Source organism: Streptomyces sp. NBC_01298 (assembly GCF_035978755.1).
Classification (GTDB): domain Bacteria; phylum Actinomycetota; class Actinomycetes; order Streptomycetales; family Streptomycetaceae; genus Streptomyces.
Genome location: NZ_CP108414.1, coordinates 1502486 through 1522276, shown reverse-complemented (window position 1 = coordinate 1522276; position 19791 = coordinate 1502486). Strand labels below are relative to the sequence as shown.

Here is a 19791-nt window from a genome sequence, read left to right as displayed (position 1 = left end):
CCACCGGGTCCCGTACGAGCCTAAAGGCTGCCCGCCCAAACCGCCCGGAACCGGGGCTCCACGCCCCCTCCTCCCCGGCGGCGGATCGGAGTAGGGTCGGGCGGCATGGATGAGCTGCGCGTGGCCGCGATCGCCAGCCTGGCCCCGCTGGAGGATCTGGACACGGATCCCTTCGCCGTCGACACCCGGAGCCAGCACGCCATGTGTGCCCGCTGGGCGGCCGACCGGGGATACGTGGTGACCCGCGAACTCTTCGTCTACGGGCTGCGCGCCGACCACTGCGGGCTGTGGAACGACATCGACGCCGGCCGCGTCGACCTGTTCGTCACCGCCAACCACCGGGTGCTGACCCGCGCGCTGCGCTCCGTGGACGAGTTCACCGCCGAGTGCGCGCGACGCGGCGTACGGCTGGAAACCGCCGGTCTCGACGAGCCGCGCTACACCTCCGCGATGAAGGCCGAGGTGCACCGCCGCCTCTCCATGCCGACCGCCGGATACGACGGCACGTAGGCGCGGACACCCCCCCTCGCACCCCCCTCGCGTCCCCCCGGCGCATCGCGCCCCCGCGCCCGTACGCACATCCGCCGCCCGTGTCACCCGGCCGGGCGGGCGCCGCTGTGCGAGCCTGGACACCGTGGGACGGGGGCTCGTCGGCGCGGTGCGGGCCACGGTTGGTGAGGTGGGTCGGGCGTGTTGCGAGGCCGGTGGCGGAGTACGGGCGGCGCCCTGGTGCGCGTGGTCATCGTCTGGGCGGTGTCCACCCTCACCATGCTCGTCCTGGCCGGAATCCTCCCCGACTTCCGGCTCCAGGCGGGCGCGGGCGGCGACCGCGACAGCATCACGCGGATAGGTCTGACGGCCGCCATCGGCGCCGGTGCGTTCGGTCTGCTGAGCGCGCTGGTGTGGCCGGTCCTCGTACGCGCCCTGCTGCTCGTCCCGGCCCTGGTGCTCGGGCTGCTCGTGTTCTTCCTCAACGGCTCGCTGCTGCTGCTGGCGCTCAGCCTGATCCCGGCCGGCCGCGGCGAGGCGGACCCCGAGACGGCGGTGGTGGTCGCCGCCGTGATGTCCGCCGTCGCGTCCGCGACCTCCACGGCCCTCGCCGTACGGGACGACGAGGCCTACCGGCGCCGGCTCTACCGGCTCGCCGACCGCCGCCGGCGCCGCCAGCACCGCGAGGGCGCGCCCGGGGCCGACGAACGCGCCCCCGGCGTGGTGTTCCTGCAACTCGACGGGGTCGGTTACGAGGTGCTGCGGCGGGCGGCCGGCAGCGGTCTGATGCCGACGGTGGCCGACTGGCTCGACCGCACCCACCGCGTCACCTCCTGGCGCACCGACTGGTCGAGCCAGACCGGGGCCAGCCAGCTCGGCATCCTGCACGGCTCCAACTTCGACGTCCCGGCCTTCCGTTGGTACGAGAAGGACACCGGCGAGGTGGTCGTCTGCAACCGGCCCACCAGCGCGGCCGAGCTCCAGCGGCGGGCCGTCGAACGGACCGGGGACGGGGGCCTGCTCACCCTCGACGGGGCCAGCCGCGGCAACCTCTTCAGCGGCGGCGCCGGCCAACTGGCGCTCGTCCTGTCCGTTTCCGCCCGGCGGGGGCCGCAGAACCGCTCCCGCGCCGGGTACTTCGCGTACTTCTCCGACCCGGCCAACGCGGTCCGCACGGCGCTCTCCTTCGTCGCCGAGGTGGTCCGCGAGATCACCCAGTCGCTGCGCCGCCGGTTGCGCGGGGACCGGCCACGGGTCTCGCGCGGCGGGCTGTACCCCTTCATCCGGGCCTTCGCGACGGTGGTGGAGCGCGACGTCGTGGTCGCCGCGGTGATCGGCGACATGCTGGCCGGGCGCGCCGCGGTCTACGCCGACCTGGTCGCCTACGACGAGGTCGCCCACCACTCGGGCCCGCGCTCGCGGGACACCGAGCAGGTGCTCGCCCGGCTCGACCGCAGCCTCGCGCTGATCGCCCGGGTCGCGGAGCACGCGCCGCGCGAGTACCGGATCGTGCTGCTCTCGGACCACGGCCAGAGCCCGGGGGAGACCTTCCTGGCCCGGTACGGGCTCACCCTGAAGGACCTGGTCCGCGCGGGCTGCGGGCTGCCGGTCTCCCGGAAGGCCGGCCGCACCCACAGCGGCGCCGAGGCACGGGCCGCCGTACGGGCCGCCCTGCACCGGCCGGTGGAGGAGACCGAGGAGGAGGCGCGTCCGGGGGCGGGCCCGGACCCGGTGGTCCTGGCCTCGGGCAACCTCGGGCTGATCTCCTTCCCGGACCTGCCCGGGCGCGCGTCCAGGGAACGGATCGAGCGGGCGCACCCGGCGCTGCTCTCCACCCTGGCGAACCATCCCGGGGTCGGGTTCCTGCTCGTCGACGGGACCGTCCTGGCGGCCGGCGGGGCCGAAGCCCGGCTGGACGAGCCCGGCGCGGCGGAGGAACTGCTGGCCCCCTTCGGACCCGGCGCCGCGCGGTCGGTCCGGCGGACCGACACCTTCCCGCACGTGGCCGACGTGATGGTGAACTCGGCCTACGACCCGGAGGCGGGCACGGTGCACGCCTTCGAGGAGCAGATCGGCTCGCACGGCGGCCTGGGCGGGGAGCAGGGCCACCCCTTCCTGATGTGGCCGGTGGAACTGTCCGAGCCGGTGTACCGGCCGGACGGGGAGCTGGTGGGCGCGGAGGCGGTCCACGAGGTCCTGCGCCGCTGGCTCACCGAGGCGGACGGCCCCCAGGTCCCGGTGCCCCCGGAGGCGCCGCCGGAGGTCTCCGTGGCCCCGGGCACGGACCCGGCGCCCGCGGCCTGACGAGGCATACGGCCAGGCCGGCCGCCGGCCCCGGGCGTACTTTGGAGACAGAGGCCATCAGGGGGGCTCCGAGGGGTCGCCATGTCCGCGATCAGCAACACCATCGACATAGACCGCAGTCCCGAGGACGTGTACGCGTACATCACGGACCCCACGCACCTGCCGGAGTGGCAGGACAGCGCCGTCTCGGCGGTGCCGATGGGAGACCTTCCCGTCCACGTGGGGTCGAAGGTCCTGGTCACCCGCCAGATCGGCAGGCGCGCGATCCCCACGACCATGGAGGTCCTGGAGATGGACCCGCCGAGGAGCTGGCACTTCCACGGGGTCGAGGGGCCGGTCCGGCCGGACGTACGGGGCCGCATCGAATCCCTCGATGGAGGCACCCGCTCGCGCGTGACCATCGCCCTCGACTTCGAGGGCCACGGCCTGGGCAGGGCGCTCGTCCCGCTCGCGGTCAAGCCCATGGTCCGCAAGGAGATGCCCCGCAGCGAGGAGAAGCTCAAGCACCTGCTGGAACACTCCGCGGCCTGAGCGCGGCGCTCCGGGGCTGAGGGCTCCGGGGCTCAGGGCTCCGGACGGGCGCCCCGGGGAAAACCGGATGCTTCGGGACACGCGGTACACCCACACTGGGCGCACCGCGTACCCGGACCCGGTCCGGTACCCCGTATCCGCATCCCGGACTCCCTAAGGACATCCCCACCCGTGCAGGCTGCCGTCACCGTCACCCCCGCCCAGCTCCCCGAACTGCTCCTCGGCCTCGCCACCGTGCGGCCCGTGTTCCTCTGGGGGGCGCCCGGCATCGGCAAGTCCTCGCTCGTGCGCACGTTCGCCGACTCGCTGGGACTGGAGTGCGTGAGCCTGCTCGGGACCCAGCTGGCGCCGGAGGACCTGATCGGCGTACCGCAGATCCGTGACGGGCGTTCGGTGTTCTGCCCGCCCGAGGCCATCGCCCGCGAGGAGCCGTACTGCCTGTTCCTCGACGAGCTCAACGCCGCGGGCCCCGACGTGCAGAAGGCCTTCTACTCCCTGATCCTCGACCGGCGGATCGGTTCCTACGAGCTGCCCGCCGGCTCCATCGTCATCGGCGCGGGCAACCGGGCCACCGACAACGCCCTGGCCCGCCCCATCGCCTCCGCGCTCGTCAACCGGCTCACCCACGTCCATCTGAACGCCTCCGCCGGTGACTGGCTGGTCTGGGCCGGCGAGCACGGCATCCACCCGTGGGTCACGGACTACCTCACCGACCGGCCCGACCACCTGTGGTCGCAGCCGCCCAAGACGGAGGAGCCGTTCTCCACGCCGCGGTCCTGGCACATGCTCTCCGACGCCCTGCACTCCTTCGGCCAGGGCCTGGACGAAACGACCCTCAAGGTCATCGCGCACGGCACCCTCACCCCGGCGCACGCCGTCTCCTTCTGCGGCTACGCGAAGATCGTCCGCCACTCCTTCGGCATAGAGGCGATCATGAAGGGCGACGCGAACTGGCCCACCCGCCTCGCCGACCGCGACCTGCTCTACTACCTGGCCGAGGCCTTCCGCGGCCGGCTGGTCAAGGAGCTGCCCGCACGGCGCGAACACGTCTCGCCCGCCGTCCGGCAGACCGCGTACCGGGCCAAGTCCCTCCTCGTCCAGCTCGCCGAGATCTCCGTCGAGGTGGCCCAGACCGTCATCGCGGACGACGCCGACGGCCTGCCCGTGCTGCCCGCCTGGTTCCTCGTCGAGGCGGCCCGCGACATGCCGCGCCTGGTCGAGGCCCGCCGGTGACCCGTGCCACCGGCACCACCCGCAAGAAGGCCGGCAACGCCAAGCCGGACCCCGCCGAGCAGGCCTTCGCCGAGGGCCTCGCCCTGGTCAAGCGGAACCCGGCCCTCGCCGCGGTCTCCGCCACCATCTGCCGGCAGGCCAAGTGCGCGGCCACCCCCGCCGGGGGACTCGCGGCCGTGGACTCCAACGGCACCGTCCACGTCCACCCCACCCGGCGCGCCACGCCCCGGGAATGGGCCTGGACCCTCTCCCACGCCCTGCTCCACCTCGGCTTCGGACACGTCCCCGCCGCCCAGGAGGAGCACCGCCCCCAGCCCGACCGCTTCGACCTGGCCGCCCGCTGCGCCGTCGTCAACCGCTTCCTGGCGGGCTTCGCACCCGGCTGGACCCCGGAAAGCCTGCCCGCCGAGCACCCCGGCGGCGACGAGGAGCTGCTCGCCGCCCGCTGGCGCCGCGACGGCGTCCCCGCCGCCCACGAGCACTGCGGCACCGCCGGAGACCACCCCGACCAGGTCCTGGTGACCTGGCGGGCGTGGAACACCACGGTCCCCGACTGGGAGACCGCCTTCGCGCACGCCCTGACCCGCAGCGTCTCGGCCGCCATGGACACGGCCGGCGGCCGCCGCGACCGGGTGACCGGGGAGCATGTCCGCCTCCGCCCCTGGGACCGGGCCCTGAACTGGTTCGTCTCCTCGTACCCGCTGCTCGGGGGGCTCGCCGCCGGGCTGAAGATCGTCGCCGACGCCGAGCTGGCCCGCGCCCAGGGCATCGACATCGCCGCCGTCAGCGCGAGCGCCGGGGAGATCTACGTCAACCCGCTGCGCGCCTTCACCGACGGGGAATGGCGGTTCATTCTGGCCCACGAGATGCTGCACGCCGCCCTGCGCCACGGGGAACGCCGCGGCGCCCGCGATCCGTACCTGCACAACGTGGCCGCCGATTACGTGGTCAACGGCTGGCTCGTGGAGATGGCGGTCGGCGAAATGCCCGAAGGGCTGCTCCACGACCCGGAGCTGGCTGACCTCTCCGTCGAGGAGGTCTACGACCGGATCACCACCGACCTGCGCCGCATGCGCCGCCTCGCCACCCTGCGCGGCAAGGGCCGCGGGGACATCCTGGGCGAGCCGCTGCCGCACCCGGCCAGCTGCCCGTACACGGACCTGGACGAGTTCTACCGGCGCGGTTTGGTCCAGGGCTTCGACCTGCACGCGTACGGGGAACGCGGACTGCTGCCCGCCGGGCTGATCCAGGAGATCCGGGCGCTGGCCCACCCGCCGGTGCCGTGGGACGCGGCGCTCGCCCGCTGGTTCGACGAGTACGTGCCGCGGCCCGTGGCCGTACGGTCCTACGCGCGCCCGGCCCGCCGGCAGGCCTCCACCCCGGACATCCCGCGCGCGGGCCGGTACTTCCCGCCCGAGGAGGTGGCCCGCTGCACCTTCGGCGTGGTCCTCGACACCTCGGGGTCGATGAACGCCGCCCTGCTGGGCAAGGCGCTGGGCGCCATCGCCTCGTACGCGGAAGCCCGCGACGTACCGGCCGCCCGCGTCGTGTTCTGCGACGCGGCGCCGTACGACGCGGGCTATCTGCCACCCACCGAGATCGCCGGACGGGTCCGGGTGCGCGGCCGGGGCGGCACGGTCCTGCAACCGGGGATCGACCTGCTGCACCGGGCGGAGGACTTCCCGCCCGGCGCCCCGGTCCTCGTGATCACGGACGGCGAGTGCGACACCCTGCGGATCCGGCGCGAGCACGCCTACCTGATCCCGCAGGGCGCCTCCCTGCCGTTCACGCCCCGCGGGCCGGTCTTCCGACTGGCCTGAGGGGCGTGCACCCCGGTTTTAGTCGAGGTAGTCGCGCAGCACCTGCGAGCGCGACGGGTGACGGAGCTTCGACATGGTCTTCGACTCGATCTGGCGGATGCGCTCACGGGTGACCCCGTACACGCGGCCGATCTCGTCGAGGGTCTTCGGCTGGCCGTCGTTGAGGCCGTAGCGCATCGAGACCACGCCCGCCTCGCGCTCCGAGAGCGTGCCCAGGATGGACTGGAGCTGTTCCTGGAGGAAGGTGAAGGAGACCGCGTCGGCCGGCACGACCGCCTCGGAGTCCTCGATGAGGTCACCGAACTCGCTGTCGCCCTCCTCACCCAGGGGGGTGTGCAGGGAGATCGGCTCGCGGCCGTACTTCTGGACCTCGATGACCTTCTCGGGGGTCATGTCGAGTTCCTTGCCCAGCTCCTCCGGAGTGGGCTCCCGGCCGAGGTCCTGGAGCATCTGGCGCTGGACACGGGCCAGCTTGTTGATGATCTCGACCATGTGGACGGGGATGCGGATGGTGCGGGACTGGTCGGCCATCGCACGCGTGATCGCCTGGCGGATCCACCAGGTGGCGTACGTGGAGAACTTGAAGCCCTTGGTGTAGTCGAACTTCTCCACGGCGCGGATCAGACCGACGTTGCCCTCCTGGATCAGGTCCAGGAAGAGCATGCCGCGGCCGGTGTAGCGCTTGGCGAGGGAGACCACGAGACGGAGGTTGGCCTCCAGCAGGTGGTTCTTGGCCCGGCGGCCGTCCTCGACGAGGATCTCCAGCTCGCGCTTGAACGCGGGCTTGTGGTCCTCCTCCTCTTCGAGCTTGTACTCGGAGAAGAGACCGGCCTCGATGCGCTTGGCGAGCTCCACCTCCTGCTCGGCGTTGAGCAGCGGCACCTTGCCGATCAGCTTGAGGTAGTCCTTGACGGGGTCGGCGGTGGCACCGGCGACCATGACGGTCTGGGCCGGGGCGTCGTCCTCGTCGTCGTCGGACAGGACGAAGCCGGCGCTGCCGCCCGTCTTGGGCGTCTCCTTCTCGTCGCCCTCGTCCAGGTCCTCGGCCGCCCAGTCCTCGCCCTCGGCCACGGGGGCGTCGCCCTCGTCGCCGTCCTTGGCGGTCTTCTTCGTGGCGGCCGTCTTCTTCACGGCGGTCTTCTTCACGGCGGTCTTCTTGACCGCACGCTTCTTCGGCGCGGCGGCGGCCTCTGCCGCCACCTCCTCCTCGGTCCCGGAGGCCGACGGGTCGGATATCGCCGCGGCGGTGGCGGGGGCCGCCGTCTTGCGCGCACCGATGAGGCGCGGCGGGGCGGTGGCCTTCTTGGCGACGCGCGCCGGGGCGGCGGCCGCCTTGCGCGCCTTCTTGGCGGGAGCCTTCGTGGCGGGGGCGGCGCTGACGTGCAGCGCGACGCCCTCCTCGTCCAGGACCTGGTTCAGGCTGCGCAGGACCCGCTTCCACTGGTCCACCGGGATGCGGCCGGCCTCGAAGGCCTGGCGCACGTCATCACCGTTGATGTGACCCTGCTCGCGGCCGCGCTCGACAAGCGCGACCAGGGCCTCTGATTCGGCGATTTCCGTGGGGAACGTACGGGACGGGCTGAGCGACACAAGGAGCCTCTCGTTGCGAACAGATAAGGGGTGGCGGGACATCATCGCGCGAACTCGGGAAACAGACCCGAGGGGGGTCTGTATTCCGGGCCGCACGAGGACACCTGTCGGTTCATCGCATGCCCGAGTAGATTCGTTACGCGCTGAATTGAGTGACCTGCGCCACGCCGTGACCGGAGACCCGGTCGCGGGTGGTCGCGTCCGCCCGTTTTGTCAGCCCGTTTTGCGGGCTTCGATGAGAAAACGTGCAGTGTGTGCGACGAACGGGCCCTCGTGCGCGATCTGTTCGTGCAGCTCGCGCAACCGGTCCCGATGCTGCCCGACCGTGAAGCCCGGCACCATCCAGATCACCTTCCTCAGAAAGTAGATCACGGCTCCGATGTCGTGGAACTCCGTCCGCAGCCGCTCGGAGCGCAGATCGACCACCTCCAGTCCCGCCTTCGTGGCCGCGGCGACCGCGTCGTCGGGGTGCCGGCCCCGCCGGACCTCCTCCGGCTGCGGGCCCAGGAAGTACTCCACGAGCTCGAAGACGCTCGCCGGCCCGACCTGCTGGGAGAAGTACGTGCCGCCGGGTTTCAGTACCCGCGCGATCTCCTCCCACCAGACCGTCACCGGATGGCGGCTGGAGACGAACTCGAAGGCCTCGTCGCCGAACGGCAGCGGCGGCTCGTCGGAGTCCGCGACCACCACGGTGCCCAGCGGATGCAGCAGCCTTGTCGCCTTGTCGATGTTCGGTGGCCACGATTCGGTGGCCACCGTCAGCGGGGGCAGGGGCCCGGCTCCGGCGAGCACCTCCCCGCCTCCGGTCTGGATGTCCAGGGCGGAGCCGACCCGCGCCAGGTGCCGGGCCAGCAGGCGCTGGTAGCCCCAGGAGGGGCGCTGCTCGGTGGCGCGTCCGTCGAGCCAGGAGAAGTCCCAGCCGTCCACGGAGACGGATTCCGCTTCCGCGACCAGATGGTCGAAAGTGCGCGTCATCCCTCGATCGTCCCAGGTCCGGCCCCGGTCATCCACCGGATTGCCGGGCGGGGGCCCACGCCCGGCCCCGCGGGGGTTCGCCTACACTGGGCGCGGGCCGTGACTGGCGTTCGGGTGGATCACCACCGGGGAGCGGCCCGGCGTACTCCCGCATCCCGTACGTCGACTGCCGCGCGCCTGGGCGAACCGCGATCCCGCAGCGACGCTCAGGAGCCCCCATGACCACTCAGACGACCGCCCCGACCGTTTCCGCCACCCCGGACGTTCCCGGCGCCCAGACCGCCCGGCTGATGGACGGCACCGCCCTCGCCCGCCGCATCTCGGAGCGGACCGCCGAGTACGCCGCGAAGATCACCGAGCGCACCGGTACCGCGCCCTGCCTGGCCACCGTGCTCGTCGGCGAGGACCCCGCGTCCGTCACCTACGTCCGGATGAAGCAGAACCGCTGTGCCAAGGCCGGCATCACCTCCCGCCACGTGGAGCTGCCCGCCGTGACGACCACCGAGGAGCTCGTCGCCACCCTGACCGCGCTCTCCGAGGACCCGGAGATCAGCGGCATCCTGCTCCAGCACCCCGTCCCGCACCACATCGACGAGCGCGCCGCCTTCGAGGCCATCGCCCCGGGCAAGGACGTCGACGGGGTCACCATGCACTCCTTCGCCGCCATGGGCTTCGGACTGCCGGGCTTCGTCTCCTGCACCCCCGGCGGCATCATGCGGCTGCTGGAGGCCTACGACGTGGACCTGACCGGCAAGCACGCCGTGGTCGTGGGCCGCAGCGCGATCCTGGGCAAGCCCGCCGGGATGCTGCTCCTGGAGCAGAACGCCACCGTCACCTACTGCCACTCCCGCACCGTGGACCTGCCGTCCATCGTCCGCCAGGCGGACGTGCTGGTCGCCGCCGTCGGCAAGGCCGAGTTCATCCGCGGCGAGGACATCAAGCCGGGCGCCGTGGTCCTGGACGCCGGCTACAACGAGGGCAACGTCGGCGACGTCCACTTCGAGTCGGCCGCCGCCCGCGCCTCCCTGATCACCCCGGTCCCGGGCGGCGTCGGCCCGATGACCATCGCGGTGCTGCTGGAGCAGACCGTCCAGGCCGCCGCCGCGCAGGCCGGTCTGGCCCTCGCGGACCTCTGACCCGCGCCCCGCTCCCTCCGGTACGACGAACGCCCCGGGCCCTTCGGTCCGGGGCGTTCCGTTTCCCGCGGTAACGGGCCGAAAGAACGATCCGGGACCGGGGAGACAGGGCTCCACTGAATATGTGAAGCCTTCGATGGATATGCAGAAGCCCCCGGCGTCGGACGCGGCACCGGACGCGGCGGCGGTCGCGGTGGGCAGGAAGCGCCACCCGCGCGGGCTCGCCACCCTCGTCCTGGCCGAGCTGTGGGAGCGTTTCAGCCTCTACGGCATGGTCGCCATCCTCGTGCACTTCCTCGCCGCCTCCCGCGGCCACGGGGGCATGGGACTCCACGAGGGCACCGCGGAGGCCGTGGAAGGCGTCTACATGGCCATGATCTCGCTGCTGGCGCTGCCCGGCGGCTGGATCGCCGACCGGTTCCTCGGCGCCCGGCGGGCCGTCCTGTGGGGCGGTGTGGTCATCATGGCGGGCCACGTCCTGATGGCCGTCCCGAACCCGGTCTTCGTCTGGCCCGGGCTGGTCCTCATCGTCATCGGCACCGGCCTGCTCAAGCCGAACATCTCCGCGCTGGTCGGCCGGCTGTACGCCGCCGACGACGACCAGCGGCGCGACGCCGGCTACTCGATCTTCTACATGGGCATCAACCTCGGCGCCGTCATCGCCCCGCTCGTCGTCGGCTACCTCGGCGAGGAGGTCAACTGGCACCTCGGCTTCGGCGCCGCCGCCGTCGGCATGGCCATCGGCCTGGTCCAGTACGTCCTCGGCGGCCGGCACCTCTCGGAGCAGCTCCGCGCCGAGCCCGTGGTCCGGCTCACCGCCGCCGAGCGGACCAAGATCCGCAAGTCCTCCTCGTACGGCCTGGTCTTCACGGCCGTACTGATCACCCTGCTGGCCGCCTCGCACGCGCTGAGCATCGACAACATCACCTTCGTGCTGACGATCGTCGCCGTGGTGGTCCCGGCGGGCGTGCTGCTCTCGATGTACCGCAGCCCCAAGATCGACCGGGTCGAGAAGACCCGGCTGCGGGCCTACGTCTGGCTCTTCCTGGCCGCCACGCTGTTCTGGCTGGTCTACGACCAGATGGGCAACGAGCTGAACCTGTTCGCCGCCCAGAAGACCGACCTGTCCCTGCTCGGCTGGCACATCCCGGCGAGCTGGACCCAGTCGCTGCCCTCGCTGTTCGTGATCATCCTGGCCCCCGTCTTCGCCGCCTTCTGGGTGCGCCGGGGCAAGCACATGAGCACCCCGTTCAAGTTCGGCCTGGCCCTGCTGCTGACCGGCGCCTCCTTCGTGGTCATGTCCGGCGCCGCGGCCATCGCCTCCAGCGGGGTCAAGGTCTCGCTGATGTGGCTGGTGGGCGTGTACGTGATCCAGGTGATGGGCGAGATGTGCCTGAGCCCGGTCGGGCTCTCGGTCACCACGAAGCTCGCCCCGCGGGCCTTCACCAACCAGATGATGGGCGTGTGGTTCCTCGCCGCCGCCACCGGAGACGCGATCGGCGCGCAGTTGCCCCGGCTCGACGCGGTCATCGGCCAGAGCTGGAACTTCCTGTGGCAGGGCGCCATGGTCATCGCGGCCGGCGCGGTGATGGTCTTCTTCACCAAGCGGCTCAAGGTCCTCACGGGCGAGGCGGCGGCGAGCCGCGAGGCGGTCGCGGTGGCGGCCTGACGGCGGCCTGGGGGCGCCCCGACGGTGGTCCGGGGGCACCCCGGCGGCGCCCGGCTCAGAGGCGGGCCGCGGCCCGGCGGCGGGCCTCCGCCACGATGGGCGAGGTGTGGAACTCCCGGGCCAGCTCCGTCAGCGGCCGGGACCCGAGGCGGCAGGGCTCGGCGGGACCGCGGCCCGGGCCCGGTTCCACCCGGCCGGCGGCGGTCCGGCGCCGGCACGCGACCGCGAGCACGGCCGCGTCGGCCACCAGGGCGGCGCCCCGCTCGCACCGGCCCCGGGCGAGCGCGGCCTCGTAGGCCTCGCGCCGGACGGCGGGGTCGAACCAGGAGGCGAGCGCCAGCAGCCCGTCGTCGATCACCGATTCGCGGTGGATCAGCCGGATCCCCACCGGGGACCACCAGGTCAGCGGGACCGTCCTCACACTGGACGAGGCGAAGCCGTTCAGGGCCTTCCACAGCGGCCGCAGCCGGCGGTACTGGCTGTAGTCCTGCCAGGCCGCCGATTCGCCGACCAGGGGCACGATGAACCCGATCCCCACCAGCAGGGCCGCCGCGGAGGCGAGCGGCGGCGCGAGGTAGGTGGACAGCCCGTCCCAGTCGCGGCCCGACCAGCGGGCTCCGACCGCCGCCCACTTCGCGACGAGGTAGCCCACGTCCATCACCATGCCGAACATCAGCAGCGCCAGCCCGGTGCGCAGGGCCCGTAGCGCCGGGTCCACGCGCCGCAGCCACTTCCAGCACAGCAGGGACAGCGCCGTGCTGCCCACGGCGTGGGCGGTCAGGTAGAGCGCGATCATCTCGCGGATCCACGGGGTGTTGGCGTAGTACGTGTCCAGGTCCCGCAGCCGCTCCACCGGCGCGTCCCCCATGACGAACAGGAAGACGATCGTCACCACGACGGCGCCGTACGCCACCACCGTGATCCGGGTGGCCCGCAGGACGCCCGGGGTCGGGCCGCCGCCCCAGTGCAGGACCAGCACGATGCAGGACGCGGAGAACGCGGTGAGCACGCTGTAGACCAGGGGAGCCGAGAAGTTGACGACTCCGGTGAGGCGGTTGACCGCGGCGATCGTCGGCGGACCGGACAGGAACATGGCGAGGGAACCGACGACGAGCAGCGTGCACACGGCACGTATCAACGGCTGGTCCCAGCCGTCGCGCAGCGTCGGAGCCTTGATGACCAGTGCCAGGACGATCACGAACCCCGGCACGTAGAGGATGAGCCCGTCCGACATCGGGCGGCTAGCGGGCTTCGACGGGGTCGGCCTCTTGATCCAGTCCCGCGACGCTCCGCTCGGCCGCCGTCAGCGGCGGGGCCTTGAGCGCGCCCCGCTCCGAGGCGCGCAGGACCTGCCAGACCACCGAGGGCCTGACCCAGTGGGTGGGCGGGCTGGTCATGGTGATGACCTCAAGGAAGGCGTCGGTCAGCCCCTCCCGGGTGGTGGCACCGGTCATCAGCCGGGAGACGTAGGAGTTGAGCAGGCCGGCGCCGGTGCGCGGCCGCATGCCGGTGGCGCCCGGGTACAGGATGTCCTGCGAGGTGGCGAGCTCCCAGGCGGTGGCCACCTGCGGGGCGAGGGCGCGCTGCGCCTCCATGCCGAGGGCGGGGTGGGCCAGGCCGCCCTTGGAGCGCAGCAGGGCGCGGACGGCGAGCAGGCCCTGGGCCGCGACCGTCATGCCCTGGCCGTAGAGCGGGTTGAAGGTGGCGACCGAGTCACCGACCGCGAAGAAGCCGTCGGGGAGCTCGGCCTTCTCGAAGAAGAGCCGGCGGTTGGCGGTGCCCTGGGTGACGGCGACGTCGGTCAGCGGCTTCCTGCCCTCCAGGAGCTCGCCGACGATCGGGTCGCGGATGCCCTTGGCGAACGGGATGAACTCGTCGGGGTCGCCGGTGGGCTGGCCGCCCCGCGTCCCGGAGAGGGTGGCCTGCCACTGGCCGTTCTCGATGGGGACGATCGTCGCGGTCTGACCGGGGACCGGGACCCGGGGGTCGGACTGCACGTTGACGATGGGGAAGCCGATCTCGTGGGCTCCGGCGGGGGCCTCGAAGATCCTGGTCGCGTAGACCAGGCCGGAGTCGACCTCTGCCTGCCGGATGCCGTCCACGCCGAGCGCCTGGAGCCAGGTGCGGGCCCGCGAGCCGCGGCCGCTCGCGTCGACCACCAGGTCGGCGGTGATCAGCCGGCCCTCTTCCTCCGGGGTGTCGACGCGGACGCCGGTGATCCGCGCGGCGGTGCCCTCCAGGGAGCGGACCCGGCTGCGCTGGAGGGTGGTGACCCCCTCCAGGGCGATCACCCGGGCGCGCACCACCGAGTCGAGGAGGTCGCGGCTGCAGGAGATGTTGAACTGCTTCTCCCCGTACCGGGGGATCCAGCCCTGGGCGGTCTTCGTGACCAGGTCGGTGGGCAGGCTGCGGCGGATCGCGCCCGCTTTCGTCCAGTCCTCCATGATGCCCGGCAGGATGTCCGCGATGGCGCGGGCGCCGCCCGACCACATGACGTGGACGTGGCGGGCCTGCGGAAGTCCGCGCCGGGGCTCCGGGAGCTCGGGCAGGGTGTCCGCGTCGATGATGGTGACCGTCGCGTGCTCGGCGAGGACGGCGGCCGCCAGGAGGCCGGCCATGCTGCCTCCGATGACGACGGCGTGGCGGGGCGGGGAAGACTGGGCGTGGCGGGGCGGGGAAGACTGGGTCATCGTGTGGTGCTCTCTGTCAGGGCCGTGCGCGTGCGCATCGGCGAAGTAGGTGCGTCGGCGGGAAGGCGGTGGTCAGCCGCCGGGGGGCGTGCTCCGGGGCCCGCTCAACGTCCACAGCCGAACGAGGTCTTGATGCGCTCGATCGCCTCGGGTACCTGTTCTTCCCGGGGCGGTGGCAGGAAGGTCTTGAGGATCTTTCCGAGGTGCAGGCCGAAGGTCTCCGCGCGGATCTCCGCGGGATCGCTGCCGTCGGCCCGGGCGGCCGCCTGCCGCAGTACGGTGCTCAGCCCTTCCTCGGAGTGCAGCAGCTCCGCCAGGCCGCCGCCGCGGCCGGTCAGCCGGGCGGCCACCGCCATGCCCTCGCCGTGCCGGTCGCAGGTGCCCTCGTCCAGGTGCCACAGCTCGTGGCATGCGATGACGAGCTGGTGCTCGGGGCGGGTGCGCTCCTCGATGACGAGGAGGTCGCGGTCCTCCATCTCCAGCCACAGCCCGCTCGCGGTATCGGGCGGGAAGGCGGCGAAGCGGAACAGCACCGGCCGGTCGCGGTCGCGGTCGCGGTCGCGGCCGCGACCGTACGCCGCGCACAGGCCGCCGATGATGCCGGGGGCGTCCGTGTTCGGAGCCAGGCGCGCCGCCGCCAGCAGATCCGCGCCGAGTTTCCGCATGGCCCGTGTGGTCCTCATCGCGCTCCCCCTTCGGCACTGCGGTCGTCGGTTTCGCTGGTGCCGCTGGTGCCGTCGGTGCGGCCGTTGCCGTCCGGGCGGCTCGGGAGGGCGGAGCGGTTCGGGACGACCGACTGGCTCGGGACGGCCGGGCGGCCCAACTGCCCCTCCCGCGCGAGCAGATCGTCCAGGTGGTCCGCCAGGGCCTTCCAGCCGCCCGGGGAGAGCCGGCCCGCCCGGGTCACGATGCTGCGCACGTCGTGCGCCCGCATCACGGCGAGCATCGGGTTCTCGGCGGGCCGTTCCGCGGATTCCAGTTCGCGTTCGATCCCGGCGAGGGTGGCGCTCAGCGCCTCGCTGTCCGGGGCCAGCAGGAAGCCGCTCTCGACTCCGTAGAAGCGCTGGATCCCGGCGGCCGCCGCCAGGTTGGGGAGCCCCTCGCCCTGGGCGAGGCGGGTCAGCGACTGGCCCGAGGCGTCGAAGGAGCCGGCGATGGCGGAGAGGGAGTGGGCCTGTCCGTCCGCACGGGGGCGGGTGCGGCGCAGGTGCTCGAAGCGCCGGCGCACCTGTTCCTTGAGCGGGGGCCGGGGCGGTGTGCCGTCGAGCGTGAGCCGGATGTCCTCCGGGGTGATGCCGGTGAGGTACGAGAGGCGTTCGAGGTCGTCCGGGGCTCCCTCGGCCCGGCCGCCGGGCCCGGCGGTGGCCAGGACCCGCTCCACCGCGCTCTTGCTGTCGGCGAGCAGGAATCCGGGATAGACCCCGAAGAACCGCTGCACCCCCGCCGCATGGCCGAGCCGGGGCAGTCCGGTGCCCGCGTTGAGCGGGCCGAGGGAGGCGCCGGGGGCGTCGAAGTCCTCGGCGATCGCGGCGAGCGACCACTCCTTGCCGTGTTTGTCGCGCCGGGTGGCGCGCAGCCGCAGGAAGCGCTGGTGCACCCGGGCGCAGAGCGGGAGCTCGGCGGCGTTCCCCGTCAGCACCGCGGGGACGCGCTCCGGTGCGACTCCGGACAGGTGGCTGAGCCGTTCCACGGCGAGCACGCGGTCCGGGTCCTGGCCGTGTCGCTCCGCCGACGCCACGACGCGGGCCCAGGCCGCGGCCAGGTCGGATCGGTGGGCGGCGCGCACCAGGCGTTTCTCCGTCAGCAGAGAGAAGGTTCGATGTGGTTGCTCTGCGTGAAGCCTAGCCCCCCGGTGAGTGGCCGAACAGGAGCACCCCCCACCTTTCTTTCCGTCCAGCTCAAAAAAGGTGGGGCCCAGTGGGGCCCAAGGGTGCCCATGACGTCCCAGGTAATCGACCGGTGCGGGCCCCGGCGGCACAGTGGAGCCATCGGGTTCCGGGGCCGCGCACTCGGCTCCGGGGCCCGGGTCTTCCGTACCCCACCAGCGCAACCAACCCTCGACGGAGGCTGATCCGCCATGTCCGCAACCCTGCTCACCGCCGTAGCCCGTACCGCCGTCCCCGGGACCGCGCTACGCCGCTTCCTCGCCCTCGACTCCGTCGTCACCACCGGCAACGGGCTCGCCTACGTCGCCTTCTCCGCGCCCCTCGGTCGGCTGCTCGGAGTCGGGCAGGGGCTGCTGCTGGGACTCGGGGTGTTCCTGCTGCTCTACGGGGCGGGCGTCGGCCTGCTGGCCTCGCGACGGCAGCCCCCGGTCTTCCCCGTCCGGCTCGTCATCGAGGGCAACTACGCCTGGGCCGCGCTCAGCCTCGTCTCCCTCGTCGTCTGGTTCGCGCCCACCACCGCCGGGGCGGTGTGGATCCCGGCGCAGGCGCTCACCGTCGCCTCCTTCGCCCTCTTCCAGCAGCTCGCGCTGCGCGCGGGCTCAGGGCGCCAGTGACCGCAGGTACTTCACCGTCGCCGGGTCGGCCGGCAGGAGGGTCTCGATGGCCAGCTCGGCGACCGTCACGTCCATGGGGGTGTTGAAGGTGGAGATGGAGGACACGAAGGAGAGCAGGTGCCCGTCGTGCTCGATCCGCAGGGGGAGCGCGAGGTACGCGACGGCCTCGACCGGGCCGTCCCCGTACGGGCCGTCCTCGCCGAATGCCTGCGCCCCCGCGGGCGGCGGATAGGCCGACACCTCCTCGTACAGCGCGCGCAGCGGCGCCGACCGGGCCAGCGCGATCTGCCGCTCCATCTGGGCCAGCAGGTGTCCGCGCCACTCGCGCAGGTTGCGGATCCGGGGGGCGAGGCCCTCCGGGTGCAGGGTCAGCCGCATCGCGTTGAGCGGACCGGCCAGCAGGTGCTCCGGCATGCCCTCCATCAGCATCAGGATGCCCTGGTTGGCGGCCACCACGTCGTACGTGGCGTCCACCACCAGCGCCGGATACGGCTCGTAGGCGGTCAGCAGCTGCTCCAGCCCCTCGCGCAGCACGTTCATCGAGGGGTCGTCGAGCGGGGTGTGGGCGTACTTGGGCGCGTAACCCGCCGCCACGAGAAGGGCGTTGCGGTCGCGCACCGGGACTTCCAGGTGGTCCGCGAGGCGCAGCACCATCTCCTCGCTCGGCCGGGACCGGCCCGTCTCCACGAAGCTGATGTGCCGGGAGGAGGAATCAGCGCGGCCCGCCAGCTCCAGCTGGCTGAGCCCGCGCCGTTCCCGCCAGGTGCGCAGCAGGGCGCCTACCGTCAAGGACGCAGCGGTCGTCATACCGCGACGTTAGCCCAGCCGGGGGACGGTGGCCCGGTTACCCCACGTCGAACACGTTCCGCAGGCCGAGACGGTAGCGCCACAGGTCGTGCCGCTTGGCGGACTCCACCTCGGGGGCCCGGTAGAGCCCCCGCACCGTGCACCGGGTGGCCGGTGAACCATCCCTGTCCAAGAGGGAGTTGACGGCCGCACGGGCCGAGGCGTTGGCCCCTTCCATCGTCGCCAGGTCGATGTCGACGGACACGTAGTCCCCGCTGAGGAAGAAGTTCGGGATCCGGGTGCCGGCGCTCGGCCGGTTGTGGAAGGTCCCGGTCGGGTGGATCAGCAGCTCGTCCTGGTTGGTCGGACGGGGCGTGCCGAGCCCGTCCACCCCCGGGTCCAGGAACCACGAGTGCAGCTTTCCGTCCGACAGCAGGGTCTTCCCGGTGTCGTTGAGCGAGGCCTTCAGCTGCGCCCACACCTCGCGGGCGACCTCCTCGCGGGTGCACTGCTTGGCCGTCTTCCCGTAGAGGATCCCGGGCTTGTCCCACTCGGAGATGTCCACCGACAGGCAGTCCACGGCCGCGCCGTCCCCGTAGTCGGCGGGGAAGTCCCGCGACGGCCAGTGCTCGGCCTGCTGGATCGCCGTCAACGACCAGGGGGAGTCGATGCAGTTGAGGTGGCCGTGCACCAGGGGAGCGCGCTCGGTCAGGTAGAACTGGATGCCGGTCATCCAGTCCGTCTGCAGCAGGTCGCACCGCCCGAGCATCGGATCGGCCGCGCGCAGCGCCGGACTCCAGGTGCGGCGGGCGTGTTCGACCGGCAGGGCGCTGACGTAGTGGTCGGCGGTGACCGTCCGGGTGGCTCCGGCGGGGTCCTCGACGAGGACCCCGCTCACGCGGCCGTCCCCGTACCGCACCTCGCGCACCGTCCAGCCGATCCTGAACTCCACGCCCAGCGTGCGCAGATGGGCCTCCCACGGGTCGATCCACGCCTCGTTGGTGGGCAGGTTCAGGATCCGGTCCGGCGGGCCGTCGGCGCCGCGGCCCAGCAGGTTGAAGACGAAGGCCTCGCCGAGCGTGCCGACGGTGCGGGTCGAGGCCTCCTCCGCCTTGGTGGCCACGATGTTGCGGGTGACGCCGATGGCGAGGATCCGCTGGTACTCGCTCGACATCCGGGCGGCCCGGGTGAACTCCCACCACGGGGTGCGCTCCCACTGCTCGTCGCGCCGCTGGTCGCAGCTGGTGAGGAAGACCAGGGCGCGGTCGACGAAGTAGGCCGTCTCGTGGAGCGGGAGGCGGACCAGCGACTGGAGGATGCCGGTGAGGGCCCGGCGCAGCTCGTCGGGGGTCAGCTCGGCGGGGGAGCGTTCCGGCCAGGGGATGGGTGCGCGCAGGTCCTCGCGGCCGGCCGCCCGGGCGAACATCATCTCGCGCGGGGCGACCAGGTTGTCCCAGACCCCGTTGGCGTTGCCGGGGAAGGGGATGCGCCGCATCGTGTCCGGCAGGTTGTGGTAGATCCCCGGGATGAAGCGGAAGCCGTGCTCGGCGGGGAGCGGGCGGCGGCCGCCCCGGGCGCTGCCGGGGACGTCCATGCTGCGCGCCTTGCCGCCGAGCGCCCGGCGCTCGTACACGGTGACGGCGTAGCCGCGCTCGGCCAGCTCGTGCGCGGCGGTGAGACCGGCGACCCCGCCGCCGAGGACGGCCACCCGGCGCGCCTGGCCGGCCGCGGCGGGTCCGGCGGTGGCGGCTCCGGTGGTGGTGGCCTCGGCCGTGGCCGGGAGGATCCCGGCGGCCGATAACGCGCCCGCGGTGGCGGCGGCCCCCGTGATGAAGGTGCGCCTGGAGTTTCCTGTGCGCGTCACGTAGATGCTCCCTCGATCGTCAGTTACCAGCGGTAACAGTCACGTCCGGCGCAGGAGCATAGGGGCGGCGCGATGGTCACGGAAGGCGCGGAAGTACCCGCACGCACTATGGCGCGAAACCCTCCCTCCGGCCCAGGCTGTGGGAACCTTGACTCCACGTCAGGTCAATCGGGCAGTCGTGTACGTCGTGTACTTCGTGTACGG

General features: G+C 72.7%; 16 protein-coding genes and 1 riboswitch. Of the genes, 8 read left to right on the top strand and 8 right to left on the bottom strand.

Going from position 1 to position 19791, the window contains the following annotated elements; translation table 11 throughout:
- Nucleotides 1-105: 105 nt before the first annotated feature.
- The 5 genes from OG730_RS06985 to OG730_RS06965 all read left to right on the top strand — a co-directional run bounded on the left by OG730_RS06985 (nt 106) and on the right by OG730_RS06965 (nt 6377).
- A complete protein-coding gene (locus OG730_RS06985) occupies nt 106-510 on the top strand; it encodes a hypothetical protein (RefSeq protein WP_327303379.1) in 405 nt (134 codons plus the stop codon).
- A gap of 180 nt (nt 511-690) precedes the next feature.
- Complete coding sequence (locus OG730_RS06980; protein WP_327303378.1) at nt 691-2793, top strand: phage holin family protein; 2103 nt, start codon at nt 691-693, stop codon at nt 2791-2793.
- Nucleotides 2794-2874: 81 nt separating this feature from the next.
- Nucleotides 2875-3324, top strand: a complete 450-nt coding sequence (locus tag OG730_RS06975; RefSeq protein WP_327303377.1) for an SRPBCC family protein — start codon at nt 2875-2877, stop codon at nt 3322-3324.
- A gap of 171 nt (nt 3325-3495) precedes the next feature.
- On the top strand, nt 3496-4557 hold the full coding sequence (locus tag OG730_RS06970; RefSeq protein WP_327303376.1) for an ATP-binding protein: 1062 nt from the start codon (nt 3496-3498) through the stop codon (nt 4555-4557).
- Entirely contained in the window at nt 4554-6377 is a 1824-nt protein-coding gene (locus OG730_RS06965) for a vWA domain-containing protein (protein WP_327303375.1), read from the top strand. The genes OG730_RS06970 and OG730_RS06965 overlap by 4 nt, the downstream gene beginning before the upstream one ends.
- An 18-nt stretch (nt 6378-6395) precedes the next feature.
- On the opposite strand, the gene OG730_RS06960 is transcribed toward OG730_RS06965, so the two are convergent.
- Together OG730_RS06960 and OG730_RS06955 are read right to left on the bottom strand one after the other, a co-directional pair.
- Nucleotides 6396-7967, bottom strand: a complete 1572-nt coding sequence (locus OG730_RS06960) for an RNA polymerase sigma factor (protein WP_327303374.1) — start codon at nt 7965-7967, stop codon at nt 6396-6398.
- 213 nt (nt 7968-8180) lie between these two features.
- Nucleotides 8181-8942, bottom strand: coding sequence for a class I SAM-dependent methyltransferase (locus tag OG730_RS06955; RefSeq protein ID WP_327303373.1), 762 nt, complete (start codon nt 8940-8942; stop codon nt 8181-8183).
- 89 nt (nt 8943-9031) lie between these two features.
- Nucleotides 9032-9132, top strand: a riboswitch (ZMP/ZTP riboswitch).
- Between the two features lie 28 nt (nt 9133-9160).
- On the opposite strand from OG730_RS06955, the gene OG730_RS06950 reads away from it, so the two are divergent.
- Nucleotides 9161-10078 carry a bifunctional 5,10-methylenetetrahydrofolate dehydrogenase/5,10-methenyltetrahydrofolate cyclohydrolase gene (locus tag OG730_RS06950; protein WP_442814846.1) on the top strand — a complete coding sequence of 306 codons (918 nt, stop codon included), beginning with the start codon at nt 9161-9163 and terminating at the stop codon, nt 10076-10078.
- Between the two features lie 136 nt (nt 10079-10214).
- Nucleotides 10215-11747 (top strand): peptide MFS transporter, encoded by a 1533-nt coding sequence (locus tag OG730_RS06945; RefSeq protein WP_327303372.1) that lies wholly within the window; start codon nt 10215-10217, stop codon nt 11745-11747.
- A gap of 55 nt (nt 11748-11802) precedes the next feature.
- Here OG730_RS06945 and OG730_RS06940 read toward each other — a convergent pair whose 3' ends face one another.
- From OG730_RS06940 to OG730_RS06925, 4 genes are all read right to left on the bottom strand, one after another.
- Nucleotides 11803-12981, bottom strand: a complete 1179-nt coding sequence (locus tag OG730_RS06940) for an MAB_1171c family putative transporter (RefSeq protein WP_327303371.1) — start codon at nt 12979-12981, stop codon at nt 11803-11805.
- Nucleotides 12982-12988: 7 nt separating this feature from the next.
- Nucleotides 12989-14437: an NAD(P)/FAD-dependent oxidoreductase gene (locus tag OG730_RS06935; protein ID WP_327303370.1), complete on the bottom strand. Its 1449-nt coding sequence runs from the start codon at nt 14435-14437 to the stop codon at nt 12989-12991.
- 104 nt (nt 14438-14541) lie between these two features.
- The gene (locus tag OG730_RS06930) at nt 14542-15120 is read right to left on the bottom strand and encodes a toxin-antitoxin system, toxin component (protein WP_327303369.1); all 579 of its coding nucleotides are present in this window, start codon (nt 15118-15120) and stop codon (nt 14542-14544) included.
- The gene (locus OG730_RS06925; RefSeq protein ID WP_327303368.1) at nt 15117-16223 is read right to left on the bottom strand and encodes a hypothetical protein; all 1107 of its coding nucleotides are present in this window, start codon (nt 16221-16223) and stop codon (nt 15117-15119) included. The genes OG730_RS06930 and OG730_RS06925 overlap by 4 nt, the downstream gene beginning before the upstream one ends.
- 291 nt (nt 16224-16514) lie before the next feature.
- Here OG730_RS06925 and OG730_RS06920 point away from each other — a divergent pair, with 291 nt between their 5' ends.
- Entirely contained in the window at nt 16515-16937 is a 423-nt protein-coding gene (locus tag OG730_RS06920) for a hypothetical protein (RefSeq protein WP_327303367.1), read from the top strand.
- Here OG730_RS06920 and OG730_RS06915 read toward each other — a convergent pair.
- Together OG730_RS06915 and OG730_RS06910 are read right to left on the bottom strand one after the other, a co-directional pair.
- The gene (locus tag OG730_RS06915) at nt 16923-17744 is read right to left on the bottom strand and encodes a helix-turn-helix domain-containing protein (protein ID WP_327303366.1); all 822 of its coding nucleotides are present in this window, start codon (nt 17742-17744) and stop codon (nt 16923-16925) included. The genes OG730_RS06920 and OG730_RS06915 overlap by 15 nt on opposite strands.
- 37 nt (nt 17745-17781) lie before the next feature.
- Nucleotides 17782-19587, bottom strand: a complete 1806-nt coding sequence (locus tag OG730_RS06910) for a hydroxysqualene dehydroxylase (RefSeq protein ID WP_327303365.1) — start codon at nt 19585-19587, stop codon at nt 17782-17784.
- Nucleotides 19588-19791 lie beyond the last annotated feature (204 nt).

Coding starts and splice junctions, on each gene's coding strand:
- OG730_RS06985 (WP_327303379.1), top strand. CDS start 106: ATGGATGAGCTGCGCGTGGCCGCGATCGCCAGCCTGGCCCCGCTGGAG.
- OG730_RS06975 (WP_327303377.1), top strand. CDS start 2,875: ATGTCCGCGATCAGCAACACCATCGACATAGACCGCAGTCCCGAGGAC.
- OG730_RS06955 (WP_327303373.1), bottom strand. CDS start 8,942: ATGACGCGCACTTTCGACCATCTGGTCGCGGAAGCGGAATCCGTCTCC.
- OG730_RS06950 (WP_442814846.1), top strand. CDS start 9,161: ATGACCACTCAGACGACCGCCCCGACCGTTTCCGCCACCCCGGACGTT.
- OG730_RS06945 (WP_327303372.1), top strand. CDS start 10,215: ATGGATATGCAGAAGCCCCCGGCGTCGGACGCGGCACCGGACGCGGCG.
- OG730_RS06940 (WP_327303371.1), bottom strand. CDS start 12,981: ATGTCGGACGGGCTCATCCTCTACGTGCCGGGGTTCGTGATCGTCCTG.
- OG730_RS06935 (WP_327303370.1), bottom strand. CDS start 14,437: ATGACCCAGTCTTCCCCGCCCCGCCACGCCCAGTCTTCCCCGCCCCGC.
- OG730_RS06930 (WP_327303369.1), bottom strand. CDS start 15,120: ATGAGGACCACACGGGCCATGCGGAAACTCGGCGCGGATCTGCTGGCG.
- OG730_RS06920 (WP_327303367.1), top strand. CDS start 16,515: ATGTCCGCAACCCTGCTCACCGCCGTAGCCCGTACCGCCGTCCCCGGG.
- OG730_RS06915 (WP_327303366.1), bottom strand. CDS start 17,744: ATGACGACCGCTGCGTCCTTGACGGTAGGCGCCCTGCTGCGCACCTGG.